We start from the raw sequence: 19,257 nt of genomic DNA on the forward strand, positions 1-19,257 counted from the left end.
GGCCGGCACGGCACCGGCACCGGCCGACGACGCCGGCCCCCCGCCCGGCCCCACACCCCCGGCGCCCCCGGCTCCTCAGGCGCCCCTGACACCGGGCATCCCCTTCGCCGCCGCCCCGGCCGGCCCGGCCACCCCCGCCCCGTTCGTCCCCGTGACCGCGCCCCGGGATCTCCCGGTCACCGCGCCCCCACCCGGCGGGCGCCGGGACACCGTCCCCGAGCGCCAGGCTCCGTTGAGCGGGCGTTCGCTCGCCAAGGCCACCCTGCTCACCGCCTCCCTGTCCATCGCGGGGGCGGTGCTCGGGCTGGTGCGGGACCAGTCGCTGGCGCGACTGTTCGGCGCCGGACGGGACACGGACGCCTTCCTGGTGGCGTGGACCGTACCGGAGTTCGCGGCCACCCTCCTCATCGAGGACGGACTCGCGTTCGCGCTGATCCCGGCGTTCAGCATGGCGCTGGCCCGGCGGGCGAGGGGCGCCGCCGGGGATCCGGTGCGCGCCCTCGTCGCCGGTACGCTCCCCCGGCTCGCGCTGGCCTTCGCCGCCGTGGGCGCGCTGGTCGCCGCGGCGGCCCCGGGGGTCGTCGGGATCCTCGCGCCCGGTCTGCCCGACCCCGCGCTCGCCGTGGACTGCACCCGGATCACCGCGACCTGCGTGCTCAGCTTCGGCCTCGCCGGGTACTGCAGCGCGGCCCTGCGGGCCCACCGCCGTTTCCTGGCACCGGCCGCGATCTACGTCGCCTACAACACGGGCATCGTCTCGGCGATGTTCGCGCTCGGCGGGGCCTGGGGGGTGCGGTCGGCCGCGTTCGGTGTCGCGGTCGGCGGGGTGCTGATGATCCTCACCCAACTTCCCTCACTGCTGGTCGAGTTCCGGGCGCGCCGGCCGACCGGCGGCGCCGGGCCGGCCGATCCCGCCGAGGCGCCGCGTCCCCTGGACGTCCCGCTGATGGCGACCGTGCTGCTGTTCGCGCTGTGCCGGCAGTCGCAGGTGCTCATCGAGCGGTTCCTCGCCTCCAGCCTGCCCGCCGGGGCCATCTCGCACCTGAACTACGCCCAGAAGATCGCCCAGATCCCGATGACCCTGTCGATGATGCTGTGCACGGTCACCTTCCCGGTGGTGGCGCGGGCGCTGGCCGAGGGCGACACCGAGCGGGCCCGGCTCCGGGTGGAACGGGACCTGGCGGTGGCCTCCTGCCTGGTGCTGCTCGGCGCCGCGGCGGTCGTGGCCTGCGCCCCGCAGATCGTCCAGCTGCTGTTCCAGCGGGGCGCGTTCACCGCCCGGGACACCGCGGCGACCGCGGGCGTGATGCGGGTGTACGCGCTCGGGCTGCTCGGCCAGACCCTCACGGGCGTGCTGGTCCGCTCCTACTTCTCGGCGGGCCGCGCCACCTGGTACCCGGTCGGCGCCATGGCCGCCGGGATCGCCGCGACCTCGCTGATCGGCGCCGCCACCGTCGGCGCGTACGGCGTGACCGGGATCGCCGCCGCCAACGCCACCGGCATCACGCTGACCGCCGCGCTGCTGCTGTGCGGCATGCGTTCCGCACGGCACGGCCGCCCGCGCGGGGTGCCGGTGCGCACCGCGGGCGTGCTGCGCGAGCTCGGACGGCCGCTGGGGGCCGCGGTGCCGGCGGTCGTGGCCGGGGCGCTCGTGGCGGGCCGGCCCGCCTCTCCCCTCGCGGGACTCGCCGCCGGCGGCGTCACCGTGACCGTCGTGTTCGTCCTGCTCTGCTGGGCCCTGGGCGCCCAGGGCTTCGCTCCCGCACTCCGATCCCTGACCACCCACACCCGAAGGCTCGCCCATGCCGTCTTCCGTTGAGTCCGTCCCCCGCGCCGACTCCGCGGGTCCGGCCGCTCCCGGCCCGGCCCCGTGGATCGCCATGTACCACTCCGTCGGCGACTGTTCCGACGATCCCTACCGTGTGACCGTCAGCCCCGGCCGGCTGGAGCGGCAGCTGCGCTGGCTGCGCGGACGCGGCCTGCGGGGGGTGTCCGTCGCCGAACTGCTCGCCGCCCGCGCCCGCGGCGAGGGGCGCGGTCTGGTGGGCCTGACCTTCGACGACGGCTACGCCGACTTCCTCAGCCACGCCCTGCCGCTGCTGGCCCGCTGGGGCTGCACGGCCACCCTGTTCGTGCTGCCCGGCCGGCTCGGCGGCGTCAACGCCTGGGACCCGCTGGGCCCGCGCAAGCCGCTGCTCACCGCCGACGGCATCCGGCACGCGGCCCGGGCCGGTGTGGAGATCGGCTCGCACGGCCTCACCCATGTCGACCTGACCCGCGCCGACGACACCGTCCTGCACGCCGAGACCGCCGGGAGCCGGGCCCTGCTGGAGGAGCTGACCGGCTCCCCCGTCGCCGGCTTCTGCTACCCCTACGGCACCGTCGACCAGCGCGCGGTCGACGCGGTGCGGCGGGCCGGCTACACCTACGCGTGCGCCATCGCCCCCGCCGGGCTGACCGGCCCGCACGCGCTGCCCCGGGTGTACGTCGGGCAGGACGACACCGCCCCGCGCCTGTTCCTGAAGTACCGGCTGCACCGGCTGCGCCGCCGTCCCGTCGGGGGGCTGTGATGCGGGCCCTGCACGTCATCACCGGGCTCGGCGTGGGCGGAGCCGAGCAGCAGCTGCGGCTGATGCTGCGCCATCTGCCCGTCGACTGCGACGTGGTGACGCTGACCGACCCGGGGACGGTGGCCGAGGGACTGGCCGCCGACGGGGTACGGGTGTCCCACCTCGGCATGAGGGGCAACCGCGACCTGCGCGCGCTGCCCCGCCTGGTGCGGCTGGTCCGGGCCGGGGACTACGACCTCGTGCACACCCACCTCTACCGGGCCTGCCTGTACGGCCGGATCGCCGCCCGGCTGGCCGGGGTGCGCGCGGTCGTCGCCACCGAACACTCCCTGGGCGACACACAGATGGAGGGCAGGCCGCTGACCGCGGGGGTACGCGCGCTGTATCTGGCCGGGGAGCGGCTGGGCCGGTCCACGGTCGCCGTGTCGCCTTCGGTCGCCGACCGCCTCGCCCGCTGGGGGGTGCCCCGGCCGCGCATCGCCGTCGTGCCGAACGGCATCGACCTGGAGCGGTTCCGCTTCGATCCGGCGCGGCGGAAGCGCGCCCGCGCCGAACTCGGGCTGCCCGACGACGCCTTCGTCATCGGGGGCATCGGCAGGCTGGCCCCCGGCAAGCGCTTCGACGTGCTGGTGCACGCGCTCGCCCGGCTCCCCGGCGACTGCCGGCTGGTGCTGGCGGGCGGCGGCGCCGAGGAGGGTGCGCTGCGCCGTGCCGCGGCGTCGGCGGGGGTGGCCGGCCGGGTCCTGTTCACCGGTGAGCGGCCGTACGTCCCCGACGGCTCGCCGGGCCCCGATCTGCCCGCGCTGGCCTCGGCGATGGACGTGCTGGCCTCGCCGTCCCCCGAGGAGGCGTTCGGGCTGGCGGTGATCGAGGCGCTGGCCGCCGGGCTGCCGGTGCGGTACGCCTCCTGCCCGGCCGTGGAGGACCTCGCCCCCGGGGCCGCGCCCGGCGCGCTGCGCGTCCGCGGCGGCGCCGACGCCTACGCCCGCGCGCTCGCCGCGGTCCGCGCGGCCGGACCCGGCCCGCGCACCGCCCCCGAGGCGGCCCGCCACTACTGCATCACCCGCAGCGCCGCCCTGCTCATGGACGTCTACGCGACGGCGCTCGGCCCCACGGTCCTCCCGTCCCGCTCTCCGCAGAAAGTCGGCCCGTCATGACCGAGACCACCTCCCGGCGCCATCGCACCCCCCGTCTGCCGGGCAGCCGCGCCCTCCCGCCCTGGTCGCTGGTGGCGGCCGGAGTGCTCGCGGGCGGGCTGCTCGGCGGTGCGTACGGCGCGCTGAAACCGCCGGTGTACACGGCCACCAGCTATCTGGTGGCCGTACCGGCCGAACACTCCGACACCTCCTCGGCGCTGGGCTTCGCGCAGGCTTTCGGGCGGGTCGCGACCGAGGACGCCGTGCTGGTGGAGGCGCGGGCGGCGGCGGGGGTGCCGCTGGACACCCTGCGCGACAGCGTGCGCACGGCGACCTCGCCGGACGCCCCGATGGTCGCCGTCTCCGCCACCTCCGCGCGGCCGGCCCGCGCCGCCGCGATGGCGAACGCGGTGGCCGGCTCCCTGTCCCGGCACGCCGAGACCACCAAGGCCGACACCCATGTCGGGCTGCTGCGGTTCGCGCCCGCCGTCACCCCGGACGCGCCGACCTCGGCCTCCGCGGGGGTGACCGGGCTGGTCGGGGCGAGCGCCGGCGGCCTGCTCGGCGCGCTGGCGCTGCTGGTGCGGCCTGGCCGGCGGCCCGAGGAGGAGACCGCGCTGCCGGCCCCGCTGCCCGGCCCGGCCTTCGCCGCCGACGCCCACCGTCCGCTGTGACGGCCCTATACCCGGCGCGCGCCGGGCAGCGCGCGCGTACCGCGTCCGGGGACGGCCTCGTCACCGAACTCGTTACCGACGAAAGGGCGTTCGCCGCGCTGGCCCCGTCCTGGGGCCGGCTGTACAAGCGGTGCGCCGCGGCGACGCCGTTCCAGAGCCACGCCTGGCTGCACTCGTGGTGGCAGTCGTACGGCGGCCGCCGCCGGCTCAGGCTGTTACTGGTGCGCCGCGGACGCGAACTGGTCGCGGCGGCCCCGCTGATGCTGGTCCGCCGCCCGCTGCCCGCGCTGGTGCCGCTGGGCGGGGCGATCTCCGACTACGCCGACGTGCTCCTGGACGACGCCGACGACGGCAGCGCGCTGGGCGCCCTGACCGAGGCGCTGTCGGCGGCGGCGCGCACCACGCCGATCGACTTCCGCGAGGTCCGGCCGGGCGCGGTGGCCGAGCGGGTGTACGAGCGCTGGCGCGGGCCGCGCCGCAGGATGCCGGACTCGCTGTGCCTGGAGCTGCCCGCCGTGCCCATGGCGGAACTGGTGGCCCGGCTGCCCTCCGGCAAGGCCCAGCGGGTGCGGGCCAAGCTCCGCAAGCTGACCGCGCTGGGGGTGACCCGGCAGGTGGCGGGGCCGATGGAGGTGGACGTGGCCCTGCAGCGGCTGCTGCACCTGCACCGTCTGCAGTGGCAGGACCGGAAGGTGACGAGCGAACACCTGAGTTCCCGGTTCCACGAGCATCTGGCGCGCGCGGTGGGGCCGATGGTGCGCTCCGGGGACGCCGTCGTGACCGAGTTCCGGATCGGCGCGGAGGTGGTCGCCGTCGATCTGACCCTGCTGTCCCGCAGTCTGGCCGGCGGCTATCTGTACGGCGCCCATCCGCGGCTGCGCGAGACCAGGGCGGACGTGGCCGTGATGCTGCTCGACGCGTGCACCGAGCGGACCGTCACGGGCGGGCACGGGGCGCTGAGCCTGCTGCGCGGCGACGAGCCGTACAAGCATCACTGGCGTCCGGAACCGGTCGTCAACCAGCGGCTCCTGCTGGCCCGGCGGAGCACCGCCCCGCTGCTGTCGGCGGCCCTGTGCGGCGCGGCCGCCCGGCAGCGGGGGAAGGAGGTGCTGCACCGGTGGAAGGAACGCGACCGGGGCCGGTCCGGGGCCGCGGGATGACACCGTCCGCCCGCAGGGTTCTCCACGCGGGCGTCGGTGCACCTGTCGTCATGCCGGGCCCGGACGCACAGGCCCTAGCGGATTCTCGACCACCAGTCGAGACGGATGCAGAGTTTTCCACCGAGCCAGTACTCGACCCAGTCACCGAGGTCCAACGGGGCGCATCCGGCGGGCGCGAGGGTGACGGGCACGGGAGTCTTCGCGGGCGCCGGGTCGGGCACCACGACCGGGGGCGCGGTCGGCGTGGGCGTGGGCGTCGGCTTGACCACCGGTGTGGGGGTCGGGGTCGGAGTCGGCTTGACCACCGGCGTCGGGATGGTGGTCGGGGTCGGCTTGACCACCGGGCTCGGTGTCGGGGTCGGGGTCGGCTTGACCACGGGACTCTGAGTCGGCGTCGGCTTGACCACCGGAGTCGGGATGGTGGTCGGCGTCGGCTTGACCACCGGGGTCGGAGTCGGAGTCGGGGTCGGCTTGACCACGGGACTCTGAGTCGGCGTCGGCTTGACCACCGGGGTCGGGATGGGTGTGGGCGTAGGCTTGACCACCGGGCTCGGAGTCGGGGTCGGCGTCGGCTTGACCACCGGGGTCGGAGTGGGCGTCGGGGTCGGCTGGTCGGTGCGGCCGTACAGGGCGGACCGGTAGACCTGCGACGACCGGGGGTTGTAGGAGCACTGCCAGACCCCGTGCGGGCAGTAGTCGGTCAGCGTGTTGTACAGCGGCTTGTGCTCGTCGATCCACGCGAGCATGCGCCGCATGTACTCGCTGTTGTCCCCGTTGCGGAAGAGCCCCCACTCCGGGTACGAGATGGGCTTGCCGTGAGCCTTCGCGAAGTCCACCTGCCGCTGGAGGCCGTACGGTTCCCTCACCTGCTCGTCGAAGGTCAGGCCGCTCGGCTGGTCGTAGGAGTCCATGCCGACGATGTCGACCACGTCGTCGCCCGGGTAGCACGCGGTCCACGGCACGGCGTCCCGGCCGCGGCTCGGCGCGAAGTCGAACCGGAACCGCTGGCCCGGCACCGACCGCATGGTGGTGACGATCCGCTTCCAGTACGCCTTCCAGGACTCCGGGTCCGGTCCGCAGCGGTGGCTGTAGGTGATCCCGTTCATCTCCCAGCCGAGCACGAGCACCGTGTCCGGGACGCCCAGCGCCGTCAGCCGCCGGGCCAGGGCGCGGAAGTGCGCGTCGAAGGCTCCGGCCGCCCCCTGCCGCAGCAGCGTCCGCACCTCGCCGTCGGAGAGCCCGTCCTCGTTGTGTTCCTGCATGGGCACGTTGAGGACGAGGGTGCGGTCCGCCTTGTCGCGCCGCCAGTGCGCCCACACGTCCAGGAAGCCGGGGGCACCCTCGATGTCGGACCAGCGGTCGCCGGGCAGGTAGGTGTGCGCGACCTTCAGTTCCGCCCCGCCGAGCCAGTGACTGAGCCCCGCCATCCGCGCCACCCCGAGCGGCCCGGAGTCCAGGAAGGCCCCGAAGGCCGGGTACGTACGGCCGCCCGCGGCCGGAGAAGCGGAAGCGGAAGCCGTGGGCACCGGCGCGTGCGCGGAAGCCGAAGCCGTCGGCACCGGTGCGTGCGCGGATGCGGCCGGGGCGGGGACCACCGGTGCGGGAGAGGACTGCGCCGGAGAGACCGGTGCGCCGACGGCCGGTGCCGGAGTCACCGGCGCCGCGAATCCGGGGCCGGCCGCCAGGGCGACCGTCGCGGTGGCCGTCGCCACGACCACGGCCAGTCGCGGGGGCCGGACTCTTCGCTGCTGTGGAGCCATGACCGCCCTCTCTCCACGCGCCTGCCCGCCCGGCGCGCGCTGCCTGTTACTGACACCAAGTCACATCCATACGGACGCCGCCAGCGCGGTTACGGCTTTCAGGTGGCCCCGGCCGCCGCACGGGTGAGCCCGCCCGGCCGGCCGGCGAGAAGGAGCGGTTGCTCATGTACGACCTGCTGGTGGTGGGCGCCGGCCCCTACGGGCTGTCCCTTGCCTCGCACGCGGCGGCGGCCGGACTGGACGTGCGGGTCCTCGGCCGGCCCATGGCGACCTGGCTCGGCCACATGCCCCGCGGGACGCTCCTGGACTCACCGCCGTGGGCGACGAACCTGTCCGATCCGGAGGGCCGCTGGCGGCTCGACGTGTTCCGCGCCTTCCGCGGGGCCGCGCTCCCGGACGCCGGGCCGCTGCCCCTGGAGGTGTTCACCGAGTACGGCCTGTGGTTCGCCCGCAACGCCGTACCCCCGCCGGACGAGCGGACGGTGACCGAGGTGTCGCCGTGCCGGGGCGGCTTCGAGGCGCGCACCGAGGACGGGGAGACCCTCGCCACGCGGACGGTCGCGCTGGCCGTGGGGCTGCCGCCGTTCGCCGAACTGCCCCCGGCGCTGCGCGGCCTGCCGTCCGCCCTCGTGTCGCACAGCAGCGACCACGCCGGCCTCGGCCGCTTCCGCGACCGGGACGTCACCGTGCTCGGCGCGGGGCAGTCGGCCCTGGAGACGGCCGCCCTGCTGGCCGAGCAGGGCTCGCGGGTACGGCTGCTGGCCCGTGCGGACCGGCTGCGCTGGAACACCGCCCCGCTCCCCGGCCCGCGCCCCTGGTGGCACACGGCCGTGGCCCCGCACAGCGCCCTCGGCCGCGGCTGGCGCAACGGGTTCCACGCCGGGCGGCCCGACCTGTTCCGCAGGCTGCCGGCGCGGACCCGGGCCCGGCTCGCCGCGGGCGCGGGCGGCCCGGCGGGTGCCTGGTGGCTGCGCGAACGGGTGGAGCGGACCGTGGAGACGCTGCTCGGACGTGAACTGCTGTCGGCCCGTGAAGTGCCGGGCGGACTGCGGCTGGAGACCGCCGGACGGCAGGGCGGCAGGCAGGTGCTGGAGACCGGTCACCTGATCGCGGCGACCGGCTTCCGTGCCCTGCGCGCGCGGCTGGGCCTGGTCTCCCCCGGGCTGCGCGCGCTGCTGGCGACCGGCGCCGGCGGGGCGCCGGAGGTGGGCCTGGACTTCGAGTCGTCGTACCCCGGGCTGTTTCTCGCCGGTCCGGTCACGGCCGCGGACTTCGGCCCGGCGATGCGTTCCGTGCACGGCGCGTCCTTCACGGCGGACACGCTGGTGCGCGGGGTACGGCGACGGCTGCGGGAGGGGCCGGCAGGCTGGCAGGCCGGGGCCGGACGGCGTGGCGAGATGCCGGACGGGGCCCGGCCCTGAAGGATGCGGTACGGCTCCCTGGCGGTACGGCGCCGGGGTGCCGCCTGGCGGGCGGAGTCGCGGGTGGCGGGGTGCCGGGACCGAGGTTCCGGCACCCGTCGCGCTACCGGTGAGACGCGGCTCGGCCTCGCCGGTAGAGGACGGCACCCGCCACGATCAGCGCGGCGCTCGCGGCCGTGGTCGCGATCATGGCGCGGGCGTCGCCACCGGTGTGCGGAAGCGTGGGCGGCGGGGAGTGATGGCCGCCGTGCGGAGGCGGGGAGTGGTGACCGCCGTGCGGAGGCGGGGAGTGGTGCGGAGGAGGCGTGGTCGTCTCGCCGCCGTACGGAGGCGGAGTGGAGTGCCCGCCGGTCGGGGGAGGCGTGGTCGTCTCGCCGCCGTAGGGAGGAGGCGTGGTGGTCTCGCCGCCGCCGTAGGGAGGCGCGGTGGTCGTCTCACCGCCACCGTACGGAGGGGCCGTGGTCGTCTCGCTCCCGCCGTAGGGAGGAGCCGTGGTGGTCTCACCGCCGCCGTACGGGGGCGCGGTGGTCGTCTCACCGCCACCGTACGGAGGCGCGGAGGTCGTCTCGCTCCCGCCGTAGGGAGGAGCCGTCGTGGTCTCGCCGCCGTACGGGGGCGCCGTGGTCTCGTCCTCGCCGTACGCGGGCGGGGTGGTGTCGTCGGAGGAGCCGTAGCCGGAGTCGTCGGAGCCGTAGCCGTGCCCCGGGGTCTCCGAACGCGGCTCCTCGCCCTGCTGCCGCGAACCGTGGCCGCCGGCGCAGGAGTTGCCGAAGGCGGGGTTCAGCGCGGCCGCCGCGTCGACGGAGTTGCCGCAGATGTTCACCGGGACGTCCACCGGCACCTCGACGGTGTTGCCTGACAGCACACCGGGCGAGCCCTGTGAGCCGCCCTGCGCGCCCGAGTCGGCGAGCGCCTGGCCGCCGTACAGGGTCATCACACCCGTCGCTGCGGCGGCAGCGGCCACGACCACGCCCTTGCTGAGGGTCTGTCGCACTGTGATCGTCTTCCTGGTCGAAGAAGGGGGAAGGCCGGCCCCGGAACACGCAATCGAAGGATCGACGGTCCGGAGCCGGCCTGAACGCAGCCGTGGGGCTGGTGCGTTGTGTTACCCGCGTCAGTCGTTCACGCAGGCGTTGCCGAACGCCGGGTTCAGCAGACCGATGACGTCGATCGAGTTGCCGCAGACGTTGACCGGGATGTGGACCGGGATCTGGACCACGTTGCCGGACAGGACGCCCGGGGAACCGACGGCCACGCCCTCGGCGCCGGAGTCGGCGAAGGCGGGCACCGCCCCGCCCAGGGCCAGGATCGCGCCGGCGACGACAGCAGCGCTCTTCTTCATGAAGTTTCCCTTCTCCGCGGTCATGCCCCTATGTCGGCCGAAACCGAGCGAGCACAGCTTGAACGGCTCGCACCATGACCAGCAGGCTGTAGAACGAGGGATAGACGGCGGAAGAAACTATGGAACGCGAGTCGCCCCGGAATTCACTCGAACGCCTTCACAGAATTGGCACATCGGCGGAACGGACCGGACGGGGCATCAGATGAAGAAACGCTTCTTCGGAAAGGAAGGCAAAAGCCGCCCGGGCGGCGCGGGAATTCCGCGCGCGCCCGGACGGCTCCGGTGACCGTCCCGGGTCAGTTGTTGGCGACGCCGTTGCCCGACAGGGCGGAGATGTCGTCCAGGACGTGCGAGAGCGGCTCGTCGTCCTTCGCCTGGGTGGCGTTCTCGGCGCACTGCTGGTTCTGCGGCGAGGACAGCACGGGGATGTCCTGGAGGCCGACGTTGGCGAGGACCGCCACGACCGACTGGACGTCCGCCTTGACCGGCAGGCCGACGCAGAGCTTGTTCAGCGAGCTGCCGACCAGCGTGGCCTGCGGGCTCAGGTTCCCGTGGGTCTCGTTGTTGCCGAACGCCTCGGCGGCGCCGTTGCCGCTCAGCGACGTGGTGCCGGTGTCGTTGCCGATGGCAAGCGCCTGGGGGGCTGCCGCCGCAGACACACCGACGAAGGACGCGGCGACCGCCGCAGCGGCCATTGCCTTCTTCAGCATTTCGCTTTTCCTTTCCTGGCCCCTCGGCTCCTCGCCAAGACGCGTGTTCCTGCCCGGCATCAACCCGGTGGCACCGTTTTGGTTGCGGGGTATCACCCGTTCGGATCGTCCTGCCGTGCGCGTCCCGTGGAATTCCAGGACGGTCGCTCCCGTACGCCCCCAGGACCTCATGTGGTCCATTGGAGTGAACGGGAGCAACCGAACGGCAAGGCGGCCCGTTGACCCCGGTGGCTCCGGTGGACGGGGTTTCTCCAGAAGGGAATCGCAAGTGATCAAGAAGGTTCTGGCCGCCGCCGCGGTCGCCGCCTCCGTCGTCGGCGCCTCCGCCGCCGCCGCGTCGCCGGCCCTGGCCATCGGCAATGACAACGGCACGACCTCCTTCAGTGGCAACGGCGCCTCCCAGGCGTTCGGCAACTCGGCCACCTACGGCAACATGAGCCCGCAGATGGCGCTCATCCAGGGCTCGCTCAACAAGCCCTGCATCGGCCTGCCCGCGAAGGTCAACGCCCAGTCCCTGGTGGGTCTGCTCAACGTCGGCGTGCAGGACATCCCGATCCTGTCCTCGCCGCAGAACCAGCAGTGCGTCGAGAACTCGACGCAGGCCAAGGGCGACGAGCCGCTCTCGCACATCCTGGACGACATCTCCGCTCTGTCCGGCAACGGCGCCGCGAACCACTGATCCGGAGATCTCCGGGGTCCCGCACAGGGCACCTCCGTCGGGCCGCCGAGCTTCTCGGCGGCCCTTCGCCATGTCCCCGCGTCCCCGGCCGGACGTCCGCCGGCCGGGTACGCGGGTCCGCCCCGCCGTGCGCGGATGCAAGGGGGCGCACGTGAACCTGGTGAAGTGCGCTGACCCGATCGAGGCAAAAACCGCAACCCCGACGGGGTGTGCGCAGTTGTCGATCACGCAGCTCCTCCCCGGAGTCCGCCTTTTCGAAAGGGAACGAACATGAAGAAGCTGTGGGCAACCGCGGCCGTCGCCGCCTCCGTCGCCGGTCTCGCGGGTGCGGCCGCACCGCAGGCCCTCGCCATCGGCGACGACCACGGCACGACCTCCTTCAGCGGCAACGACTCCTCGCAGTCGTTCGGCAACTCCGCCACCTTCGGCGACATGAGCCCGCAGCTGTCGCTGGTCCAGGGCTCGCTCAACAAGCCCTGCATCGGTCTGCCGGCGAAGGTCAACGCCCAGTCGATCCTGGCTCTGGTCAACGTCGGCGTCCAGGACATCCCGGTCCTGTCCTCGCCGCAGAACCAGCAGTGCGTCGAGAACTCGACGCAGGCCAAGGGCGACGAGCCGCTCTCGCACCTCCTGGACGACATCTCCGCCCTCTCCGGCAACGGTGCCGGCAACGGCTGAGCAGAGTCCCCCCGCGGCGGCGGGTCACCGGTCTTCTCCGGTGGCCCGCCGCCGCGTTGTGTGCGCCCGCCGCGTTGTGTGCGCCCGCCGCGTTGTGTGCGCCCGCGTTCGGGGCGCGGGGCGCCCCGTCCGGCGGCTCAGGACACGATGTCCTTGCCGGCGAATCCGCGGAAGGCCAGGGCGAACAGGACGAGGGCGTAGGCGAGGGACACGGAGGCGCCCTGGATCATGCCGGACCAGTCCAGCTGCGGCTGGACGGCGTCGGCCCAGGCGAACTGCCAGTGCGCGGGCAGGAAGTCGCGCCAGTGGCCGAGCGCGGTGACGGCGTCCAGGACGTTGCCGACGATGGTGAGGCCGACCGCGCCGCCGACCGCGCCGAGCGGGGCGTCGGTCTTCGTCGACAGCCAGAACGCCAGTCCCGCGGTGACCAGTTGGGACCCGAAGACGTAGCCCACCACGACCACCAGGCGCTGGGCCGCCGTCACGGCGTCCAGCTGGCCCCCGGTGGGGATCTGCAGCGGACCCCAGCCGTAGGCGGCCGTACCCACGGCGAGGGCGACCACGGGCAGCAGGATCATCGCGGCGAGGCTGAGCCCGAGGGCCACGGCGAGCTTGGACCACAGCAGCCGGGCCCGGGGCACGGGCGCGGCGAGCAGATAGCGCAGCGAGGACCAGCTCGCCTCGGAGGCGACCGTGTCGCCGCAGAACAGGGCGACCGGGATCACCAGCAGGAAGCCCGCGGAGACGAACAGGCTGACCGCGGCGAAGTTGGCGCCGGATGCGGTGGCCGTGTCCATCAGCGTGATGCGGTTGTTGCGGCCGCCGGGGCTGCCGCCGACGGTGAAGGCGACGAGCAGGACGAACGGCAGGGCGGCGAGGATCGCGCCCATGACGAGGGTGCGGCGCCGGGTGAGCTGGCGGACCAGTTCCACCCGCAGGGGCAGGGTGCGGGCCGCCCGGTAGCCGGAGGCGGCCTCGGCGGGCTCGGTGAGCGTGCTCACGGGGTACCTCCGATCAGGGTGAGGAAGGCGTCCTCCAGGCGGCGGTGCGGGCCGACCGAGGCGACGGGTACTTCGAGGCGGACCAGTTCCACGACGAGCGCCTCGGCGGTGGCGCCGGGTTCGAGGCGGATCAGCAGCCCGTCCTCGGCGCGTACGGCGGAGGCGACCCCGGGCAGCGCGGCCACCTTCTCGGCGACCGGCTCCTCCACGGGGGTGCCGGTGCCGACGAGCAGGGTGTCGCCGGAGCCGACGATGTCCCGTACGGGGCCCGCCTGGACGAGCCGGCCGCGGTCCATGACCACCAGGTGGGTACAGGACTGCTCGACCTCGGCGAGGAGATGGCTGGAGACGATCACCGTGCGGCCGCCGGCCGCGTAGCGGATCATCACCTCGCGCATCTCGCGGATCTGCGGCGGGTCGAGGCCGTTGGCGGGCTCGTCGAGGATGAGCAGGTCGGGCAGGCCGAGCATGGCCTGGGCGATGGCCAGGCGCTGGCGCATGCCCTGGGAGTAGGTGCGCACCGCGCGGGAGAGGGCGTCGCCGAGGCCGGCGATCCGCAGGGCCTCGTCCAGGTGGGCGTCCTGCTCCGGGCGGCCGGTGGCCCGCCAGTACAGCTCCAGGTTGTCCCGGCCGGACAGGTGCGGCAGGAAGCCGGCGCCCTCGACGAAGGCGCCGACCCGGGACAGCACGGGCGCTCCGGGGCGGATGGCGTGGCCGAAGACGCGGATCTCCCCGTCGTCGGGCCGGATCAGGCCCATCAGCATGCGCAGGGTGGTGGTCTTGCCGGCGCCGTTGGGGCCGAGCAGGCCGAGCACCTGGCCGCGCTCCACGCGGAAGGAGAGCTCGCGCACGGCGTACCGGTCGTCGGACCCGGCGTAGCGCTTGCCGAGGCCGCTGATGACCAGGGGGACCTCGGCGAGGTCCGGGTCGGGTGCGGGGGCGGTGGTGCGGCGGCGGCCGGTGAGCAGCAGGGCGACGGCGGCGACGGCACCGGCCAGGGGCAGCCACCACACCCAGGCGGGCAGCGGGGCCGCGGCGGTGGTGACGGCGGGGGCCGTGGGCACGCTCAGGTCTCCCGCGACGGAGACGGTGTACGTGGCGGGGGCGGTCGGTGAGGCGTAGCCGAGGTCGGTGGCGGCGAGGACGAGGCGCAGCCGGTGTCCCTGCGGCACCTCGTGGTCGATCGCCGGGAGGGTGACGGTGACGTCCTTGCCGGCCCGGGCGCCGGTGACGCGCAGGGGTGCGACGAGTTGGGAGGGCAGCACCTGGCGGGTGCCGTCGGGGGCGACGTCGTACACCTTGCCGAACAGGACGGCGTCGTCGGCGGTGGACCGCACGTGGACGGTCACGGTCGGCGAGCCGGTGACGCGCAGGCCGGTGCGCAGGGGCGCCGAGTCGAACCGGGCGTTCTGGCCGGGGAAGTCGAGGGAGACGCCGACGCCGAGCGCGGAGAGCTGGGACAGGCCCGCGGCGCCGCCGAGTCCGGGGAGGGCGGAGACGGCGGGCGGGCTGGCGCCCGCGGGGTTGGTGATCCGCTGCGTGCCGCCGGTGAGGGCGAGCGCGCGGGGGTGGGAGCGCAGGCCGGGGTAGGCGGCGGCGCTCGCGCCGCGCAGCCGGGCGGCGCCGTCGGTGGAGTCGACGCCTCCGGTGCGGGTGACGCGGAAGGCCGGTCCGGTGCCGGCGGAGGTGTCGTCCTTGAGGTAGCGGTCGAACCAGGACCGCATCCGGTCCTGCACCCGGGCCGTCTCCAGGTCGCCGCCGTCGTGGCCGCCCGCGATCCAGTCCACGTCCACCGGGGCGCCGGACGCACGGACGGCGCGGGCGGCGGCGTCGGACTGGGCGAGGGTGAACAGGGAGTCGGTCTGGCCCTGGACGAGCAGGGTGGGGACCTTGATCCGTGCGGCGACGGCGGACGGCGAGCGGGCCTCCAGCAGGGCGCGGTCGGCGGCGGTCGGGGTGCCGGTCTGGGCGACGCGTTCGTACATCCGGCACAGTCCGGGTTCGAACCGGGCGCAGCCGCCGCCGGCGCCGAAGAAGACGCCGGCCCACAGCTTCTTGAACACGCCGTCGGGGAACAGGGCGTCGGCGAGGTTCCAGTAGGTGAGGGCGGGGGCGATGGCGTCGACGCGGGGGTCGTGTCCGGCGGCGAGCAGGGAGATCGCGCCGCCGTAGGAGGCGCCGGCCACGCCGACGCGCGGGTCGCCCGGCCGGTCGAGCCGGACCTGGGGCTGCCGGGCGAGCCAGTCGAGGAGCCGGGAGACGTCGGCGACCTCGTGCGCGGGGTCGTTCAGGCCGATCTTCCCGGTGGAGCGGCCGAAGCCGCGCGCGGACCAGGTCAGGACCGCGTACCCGTCGCGGGCCAGGTCCTCGGCCTGTGCGCGGACGTCCTCCTTGCTGCCGTCGAAGCCGTGGGCGAGCAGGACCGCGGGGCGGCGCCCGGCGGGGCCGGCGGTGAACCAGGAGGTGTCCAGGCGGGTGCCGTCGGTCATGGTCATGATCCGGTCGGCCCGGTGCACCCGGGGGGCGTCGGCGGAGGCGGCGGCCGCCGTCCAGGTGCCCGCGCCGGCGAGCACCACGAGGGCGGCCGCGGCGGCCAGGATCCCCCAGGCTCTCGACTTCGTTCGAGCGGGGGGGACCCCCATCGCGGCCCTCTTCAGCAGCCCTCGCAGCGCGGGCACACGGAGATTCATGCGTCAACGGTACGGGCCGGCACCGGCGATGGAGGCGGCCGCAGGGCTGAACCGGGGCCCCTCCTGCGGGCGTACGGCCCGGGCGGCGTGTACTTCGGGCGCGGTACGCCGCCCGTCGCGGCCGCTTCCCGGCGCGCGGCGGGCGGGGGTGTCACTCCTCGGGGACGGACACCAGCCAGCGGGTCTCGCGGCGCGGGCGGAGGTAGAGGACCCAGTAGAGGGTGGCAACCGCGGTGATGCCGCCGGTCCACAGCAGGTAGCTCGTCTCCTGCTGGGTGAGGATGTAGGCGAGGACGGCGATCAGCAGGACCGGCATCGCGGGCCACAGCGGCATCCGCCAGGCGGGGATGTCCTTGTGGGAGCCGCGGCGGGCCAGCAGGGCGGCGACCGCGACCAGCAGGTACATGCCGGTCACCGAGACGCCGGTGACGCCGTACAGGGTGTCGAGGTTGACGAAGCAGAGCAGCGCGCCGGGGACGCCGACGGCGAGGGTGGCGACCCAGGGGGAGCCGAAGCGGCCGAGCTTGGAGAAGACGTGGTTGACCGGCTCGGGCCAGGCCTTGTCGCGGGCGGAGGCGAACAGGACGCGGGAGTTCTGGATGACCATGACGATGCCCGCGTTGATGATCGCGAGGGCGACGCACAGGCTCACGAAGGTGCCGACGGCCGAGTTCGACCAGGCGGTGACCATGGAGCTGATGTCGCCGCCGGTGAGCTCCTTCAGGTCGCCGGCGCCCATGGTGATCGCGGCGACCGGGACCAGGATGACGACGGTGGAGATGGCGAGGGTGGCGAGGACCGTGCGGGCGACGTTGCGGCGCGGGTTCTCCAGTTCCTCGGAGAGGTAGACGGCGGTCGAGAAGCCCTGGGTGACGAAGAGGGCGATGGCGAGTCCGGAGACGACCAGCATGGCGGTGACGGTGTCGGTGTGGCCGTGCGCTCCGGCGACCCGCATCGAGACGAGGCTGTCCACGCCGCGGTGGGCGTGGGTGAAGCCCAGCAGGGCGACGACTCCGGCGGCGACGACCTCCAGGACCAGGAAGATGCCGGTGATCCAGGCGTTGGCGCGCAGGTCGAGCAGGCCGGCGAGGGTGGCGAGCAGCATGACGCCGGCGCCGGTCATCGCGGGGTCGAGGTGCGCGACGGGGGCGAGGTAGTCGGCGGTGCCCATGGCGATGACGGGGGGCACGATCACGACGACCAGCAGGGACAGCACGAAGACCAGCCAGCCGGCGAGGCGCCCGGCCATGGTGGAGACCATGGCGTACTCGCCGCCCGCGCTCGGGATGAGGGTGCCCAGCTCGGCGTAGCAGAACGCCACCGCGATGCAGAGCAGCGAGCCGATGGCGATGGTCAGGGCGGTGGCGGTGCCGAGGGAGCCGAACAGGTCGGGGACGACCACGAAGAGCGTGGAGGCGGGGGTGACGCACGAGAGGGTCAGCAGGGTGCCGCCGACGACACCGATGGAACGCTTGAGCTTCTGGGGACCGCCGGGGCCCGCCAAGGCCGTGGAAGCCTCGGCGGCTGCTGTCTCGACAGGGAGCGTGTCGGTCATACGGCGGTTCCGATCGACTCGTGCGACTGAGGATGGGGGTCGGGAGCGCTATCGCCTCCGGCGGCTCGTCGTACGTTCGTTCCGTCCGCTCCCGGCGGTGCATAGAACCCCGGCGAAAACCGTGCCGTCAATGGCCGTTCACCTTCGGAATCCGCACTTGTCGAAGCCTTTGCTCCGCATCGCTTTCCCAGGCCATGAAGCCCTATAGGCGTATCCAACAAGCCCCGCCGAACTGTGACCTTGTTTTCAAAGGTCGACTCACGGCAATTCCTTCGACACCCGTTTCATCCCACCTGAACGGGAATCGCAGCGGACGTTTCAAAAAAATGTCCGCCCGTCCGGAATCCGGACGGGCGGACACTGCGAGGGGGCCCCGGCTCAGTGGTTGCGCGGGAAGCCCAGGTCGACGCCCGCCGGGGCCTCGGAGGGGTCGGGCCAGCGGGTGGTGACGACCTTGCCGCGGGTGTAGAAGTGCGTGCCGTCGTTGCCGTAGATGTGGTGGTCCCCGAAGAGGGAGTCCTTCCAGCCGCCGAAGGAGTGGTAGCCGACGGGGACCGGGATGGGCACGTTGACGCCGACCATGCCGGCCTCGATCTCCAGCTGGAAGCGGCGGGCGGCGCCGCCGTCGCGGGTGAAGATCGCGGTGCCGTTGCCGAAGGGCGAGGCGTTGATGAGGGCGACGCCCTCCTCGTAGGTGTCCGCGCGCAGCACGCACAGCACCGGGCCGAAGATCTCGTCCTGGTACGCCTTCGCGTCCACCGGCACCCGGTCGAGCAGGGAGATGCCGATCCAGTGGCCGTCCTCGTAGCCCTCGACGGTGTAGCCGGTGCCGTCGAGGACGACCTCGGCGCCCTCCGCGGCGGCGCCGCTGACGTAGGACGCCACCTTGTCGCGGTGGGCCTTGGTGATCAGCGGGCCCATCTCGGAGGCGGGGTCGTCGCCGGGGCCGATCTTGATCTTCTCGGCGCGCTCGCGGATCTTCTCCACCAGCTCGTCGCCGATGGAGCCGACCGCGACGACGGCGGAGATGGCCATGCAGCGCTCGCCGGCCGAGCCGTAGGCCGCCGAGACGGCCGCGTCGGCGGCCGCGTCCAGGTCGGCGTCGGGCAGGACCAGCATGTGGTTCTTGGCGCCGCCGAGGGCCTGCACGCGCTTGCCGCCCGCGGAGGCGGTGGTGTGGATGTGGCGGGCGATCGGGGTGGAGCCGACGAAGGAGACGGCCTTGACGTCCGGGTGCTCCAGCAGCCGGTCGACGGCCACCTTGTCGCCGTGGACGACGTTGAAGACGCCGTCCGGCAGACCGGCCTCGGCCAGCAGCTCGGCGATCCTGACGGACGCCGACGGGTCCTTCTCGGACGGCTTCAGCACGAAGGTGTTGCCGCACGCGATGGCCAGCGGGAACATCCACATCGGCACCATCGCCGGGAAGTTGAACGGCGTGATGCCGGCGACGACACCGAGCGGCTGGCGGATCGAGGCCACGTCGACACCGGTGGCGACCTGCGTCGACAGCTCGCCCTTCAGCTGCACGGTGATGCCGCACGCCAGGTCGATGATCTCCAGGCCGCGCGCCACCTCGCCGAGCGCGTCGGAGTGCACCTTGCCGTGCTCGGCGGTGAGCAGCCGGGCGATCTCGTCCCGGTGGGCGTCGACCAGGGCGCGGAACTTGAACAGGACCGTGGTGCGCTGGGCCAGCGAGGAGTGGCGCCAGGTCGCGAAGGCGTCCTTGGCGGCCGCGACCGCCGCGTCGACCTCCTCGACGGAGGCGAAGGCGACCTTGGTGGTGACCGCGCCGGTGGCCGGGTCGGTGACCGGCCCGTACGTGCCCGACGCGCCTTCGGCGGTCTTGCCGCCGATCCAGTGGTTGACGATCTTCGTCAT

Annotated in this window: 15 protein-coding genes and 1 pseudogene; 8 read left to right on the forward strand and 8 right to left on the reverse strand. The window is 74.0% G+C overall.

Annotation, left to right across the window (positions count from 1 at the left end; translation table 11 throughout):
• Positions 1-151: 151 nt before the first annotated feature.
• From murJ to ACIPRD_RS26945, 5 genes are read left to right on the forward strand one after another with little or no spacing between them, the layout of a single operon-like run.
• Complete coding sequence (gene murJ / locus ACIPRD_RS26925) at positions 152-1,819, forward strand: murein biosynthesis integral membrane protein MurJ (protein ID WP_401566671.1); 1,668 nt, start codon at positions 152-154, stop codon at positions 1,817-1,819.
• Entirely contained in the window at positions 1,803-2,570 is a 768-nt protein-coding gene (locus tag ACIPRD_RS26930) for a polysaccharide deacetylase family protein (protein ID WP_356397152.1), read from the forward strand. The genes murJ and ACIPRD_RS26930 overlap by 17 nt, the downstream gene beginning before the upstream one ends.
• On the forward strand, positions 2,570-3,727 hold the full coding sequence (locus tag ACIPRD_RS26935; RefSeq protein WP_401566675.1) for a glycosyltransferase: 1,158 nt from the start codon (positions 2,570-2,572) through the stop codon (positions 3,725-3,727). The genes ACIPRD_RS26930 and ACIPRD_RS26935 overlap by 1 nt, the downstream gene beginning before the upstream one ends.
• Positions 3,724-4,380, forward strand: a complete 657-nt coding sequence (locus tag ACIPRD_RS26940; RefSeq protein ID WP_401566677.1) for a lipopolysaccharide biosynthesis protein — start codon at positions 3,724-3,726, stop codon at positions 4,378-4,380. Before ACIPRD_RS26935 ends, ACIPRD_RS26940 begins: the two co-directional genes overlap by 4 nt.
• On the forward strand, positions 4,377-5,540 hold the full coding sequence (locus ACIPRD_RS26945) for a GNAT family N-acetyltransferase (protein WP_401566679.1): 1,164 nt from the start codon (positions 4,377-4,379) through the stop codon (positions 5,538-5,540). The genes ACIPRD_RS26940 and ACIPRD_RS26945 overlap by 4 nt, the downstream gene beginning before the upstream one ends.
• Before the next feature lie 485 nt (positions 5,541-6,025).
• Here ACIPRD_RS26945 and ACIPRD_RS26950 read toward each other — a convergent pair.
• Positions 6,026-7,300, reverse strand: a pseudogene (locus ACIPRD_RS26950) (glycoside hydrolase family 26 protein); the annotation flags it as partial.
• Between the two features lie 164 nt (positions 7,301-7,464).
• Between ACIPRD_RS26950 and ACIPRD_RS26955 the strand changes: the two are divergent.
• Positions 7,465-8,721: an FAD-dependent oxidoreductase gene (locus tag ACIPRD_RS26955; RefSeq protein WP_401566682.1), complete on the forward strand. Its 1,257-nt coding sequence runs from the start codon at positions 7,465-7,467 to the stop codon at positions 8,719-8,721.
• Between the two features lie 103 nt (positions 8,722-8,824).
• Here the strand turns inward: ACIPRD_RS26955 and ACIPRD_RS26960 are convergent, their stop codons facing one another.
• The 3 genes from ACIPRD_RS26960 to ACIPRD_RS26970 all read right to left on the reverse strand — a co-directional run bounded on the left by ACIPRD_RS26960 (position 8,825) and on the right by ACIPRD_RS26970 (position 10,773).
• Positions 8,825-9,715 (reverse strand): chaplin family protein, encoded by an 891-nt coding sequence (locus ACIPRD_RS26960; protein ID WP_401566684.1) that lies wholly within the window; start codon positions 9,713-9,715, stop codon positions 8,825-8,827.
• Positions 9,716-9,835: 120 nt separating this feature from the next.
• Positions 9,836-10,087 (reverse strand): chaplin, encoded by a 252-nt coding sequence (locus tag ACIPRD_RS26965; protein WP_356397135.1) that lies wholly within the window; start codon positions 10,085-10,087, stop codon positions 9,836-9,838.
• A gap of 272 nt (positions 10,088-10,359) precedes the next feature.
• Positions 10,360-10,773, reverse strand: coding sequence for a rodlin (locus ACIPRD_RS26970; protein WP_356397132.1), 414 nt, complete (start codon positions 10,771-10,773; stop codon positions 10,360-10,362).
• 268 nt (positions 10,774-11,041) lie between these two features.
• On the opposite strand from ACIPRD_RS26970, the gene ACIPRD_RS26975 reads away from it, so the two are divergent.
• Positions 11,042-11,452: a rodlin gene (locus ACIPRD_RS26975; RefSeq protein ID WP_356397129.1), complete on the forward strand. Its 411-nt coding sequence runs from the start codon at positions 11,042-11,044 to the stop codon at positions 11,450-11,452.
• A gap of 270 nt (positions 11,453-11,722) precedes the next feature.
• Positions 11,723-12,130, forward strand: coding sequence for a rodlin (locus ACIPRD_RS26980; protein WP_356397126.1), 408 nt, complete (start codon positions 11,723-11,725; stop codon positions 12,128-12,130).
• A gap of 137 nt (positions 12,131-12,267) precedes the next feature.
• Here ACIPRD_RS26980 and ACIPRD_RS26985 read toward each other — a convergent pair whose 3' ends face one another.
• The 4 genes from ACIPRD_RS26985 to mmsA all read right to left on the reverse strand — a co-directional run bounded on the left by ACIPRD_RS26985 (position 12,268) and on the right by mmsA (position 19,257).
• On the reverse strand, positions 12,268-13,131 hold the full coding sequence (locus ACIPRD_RS26985) for an ABC transporter permease (RefSeq protein WP_401566689.1): 864 nt from the start codon (positions 13,129-13,131) through the stop codon (positions 12,268-12,270).
• Positions 13,128-15,821, reverse strand: coding sequence for a CocE/NonD family hydrolase (locus ACIPRD_RS26990; protein ID WP_401566691.1), 2,694 nt, complete (start codon positions 15,819-15,821; stop codon positions 13,128-13,130). Before ACIPRD_RS26990 ends, ACIPRD_RS26985 begins: the two co-directional genes overlap by 4 nt.
• A 151-nt stretch (positions 15,822-15,972) precedes the next feature.
• Complete coding sequence (locus ACIPRD_RS26995; protein WP_401566693.1) at positions 15,973-17,376, reverse strand: APC family permease; 1,404 nt, start codon at positions 17,374-17,376, stop codon at positions 15,973-15,975.
• A 378-nt stretch (positions 17,377-17,754) separates the two neighbouring features.
• Positions 17,755-19,257 (reverse strand): CoA-acylating methylmalonate-semialdehyde dehydrogenase, encoded by a 1,503-nt coding sequence (mmsA, locus tag ACIPRD_RS27000; RefSeq protein WP_356397116.1) that lies wholly within the window; start codon positions 19,255-19,257, stop codon positions 17,755-17,757.

This window comes from Streptomyces sp. NPDC090108 (assembly GCF_044747185.1).
Lineage (GTDB): Bacteria > Actinomycetota > Actinomycetes > Streptomycetales > Streptomycetaceae > Streptomyces.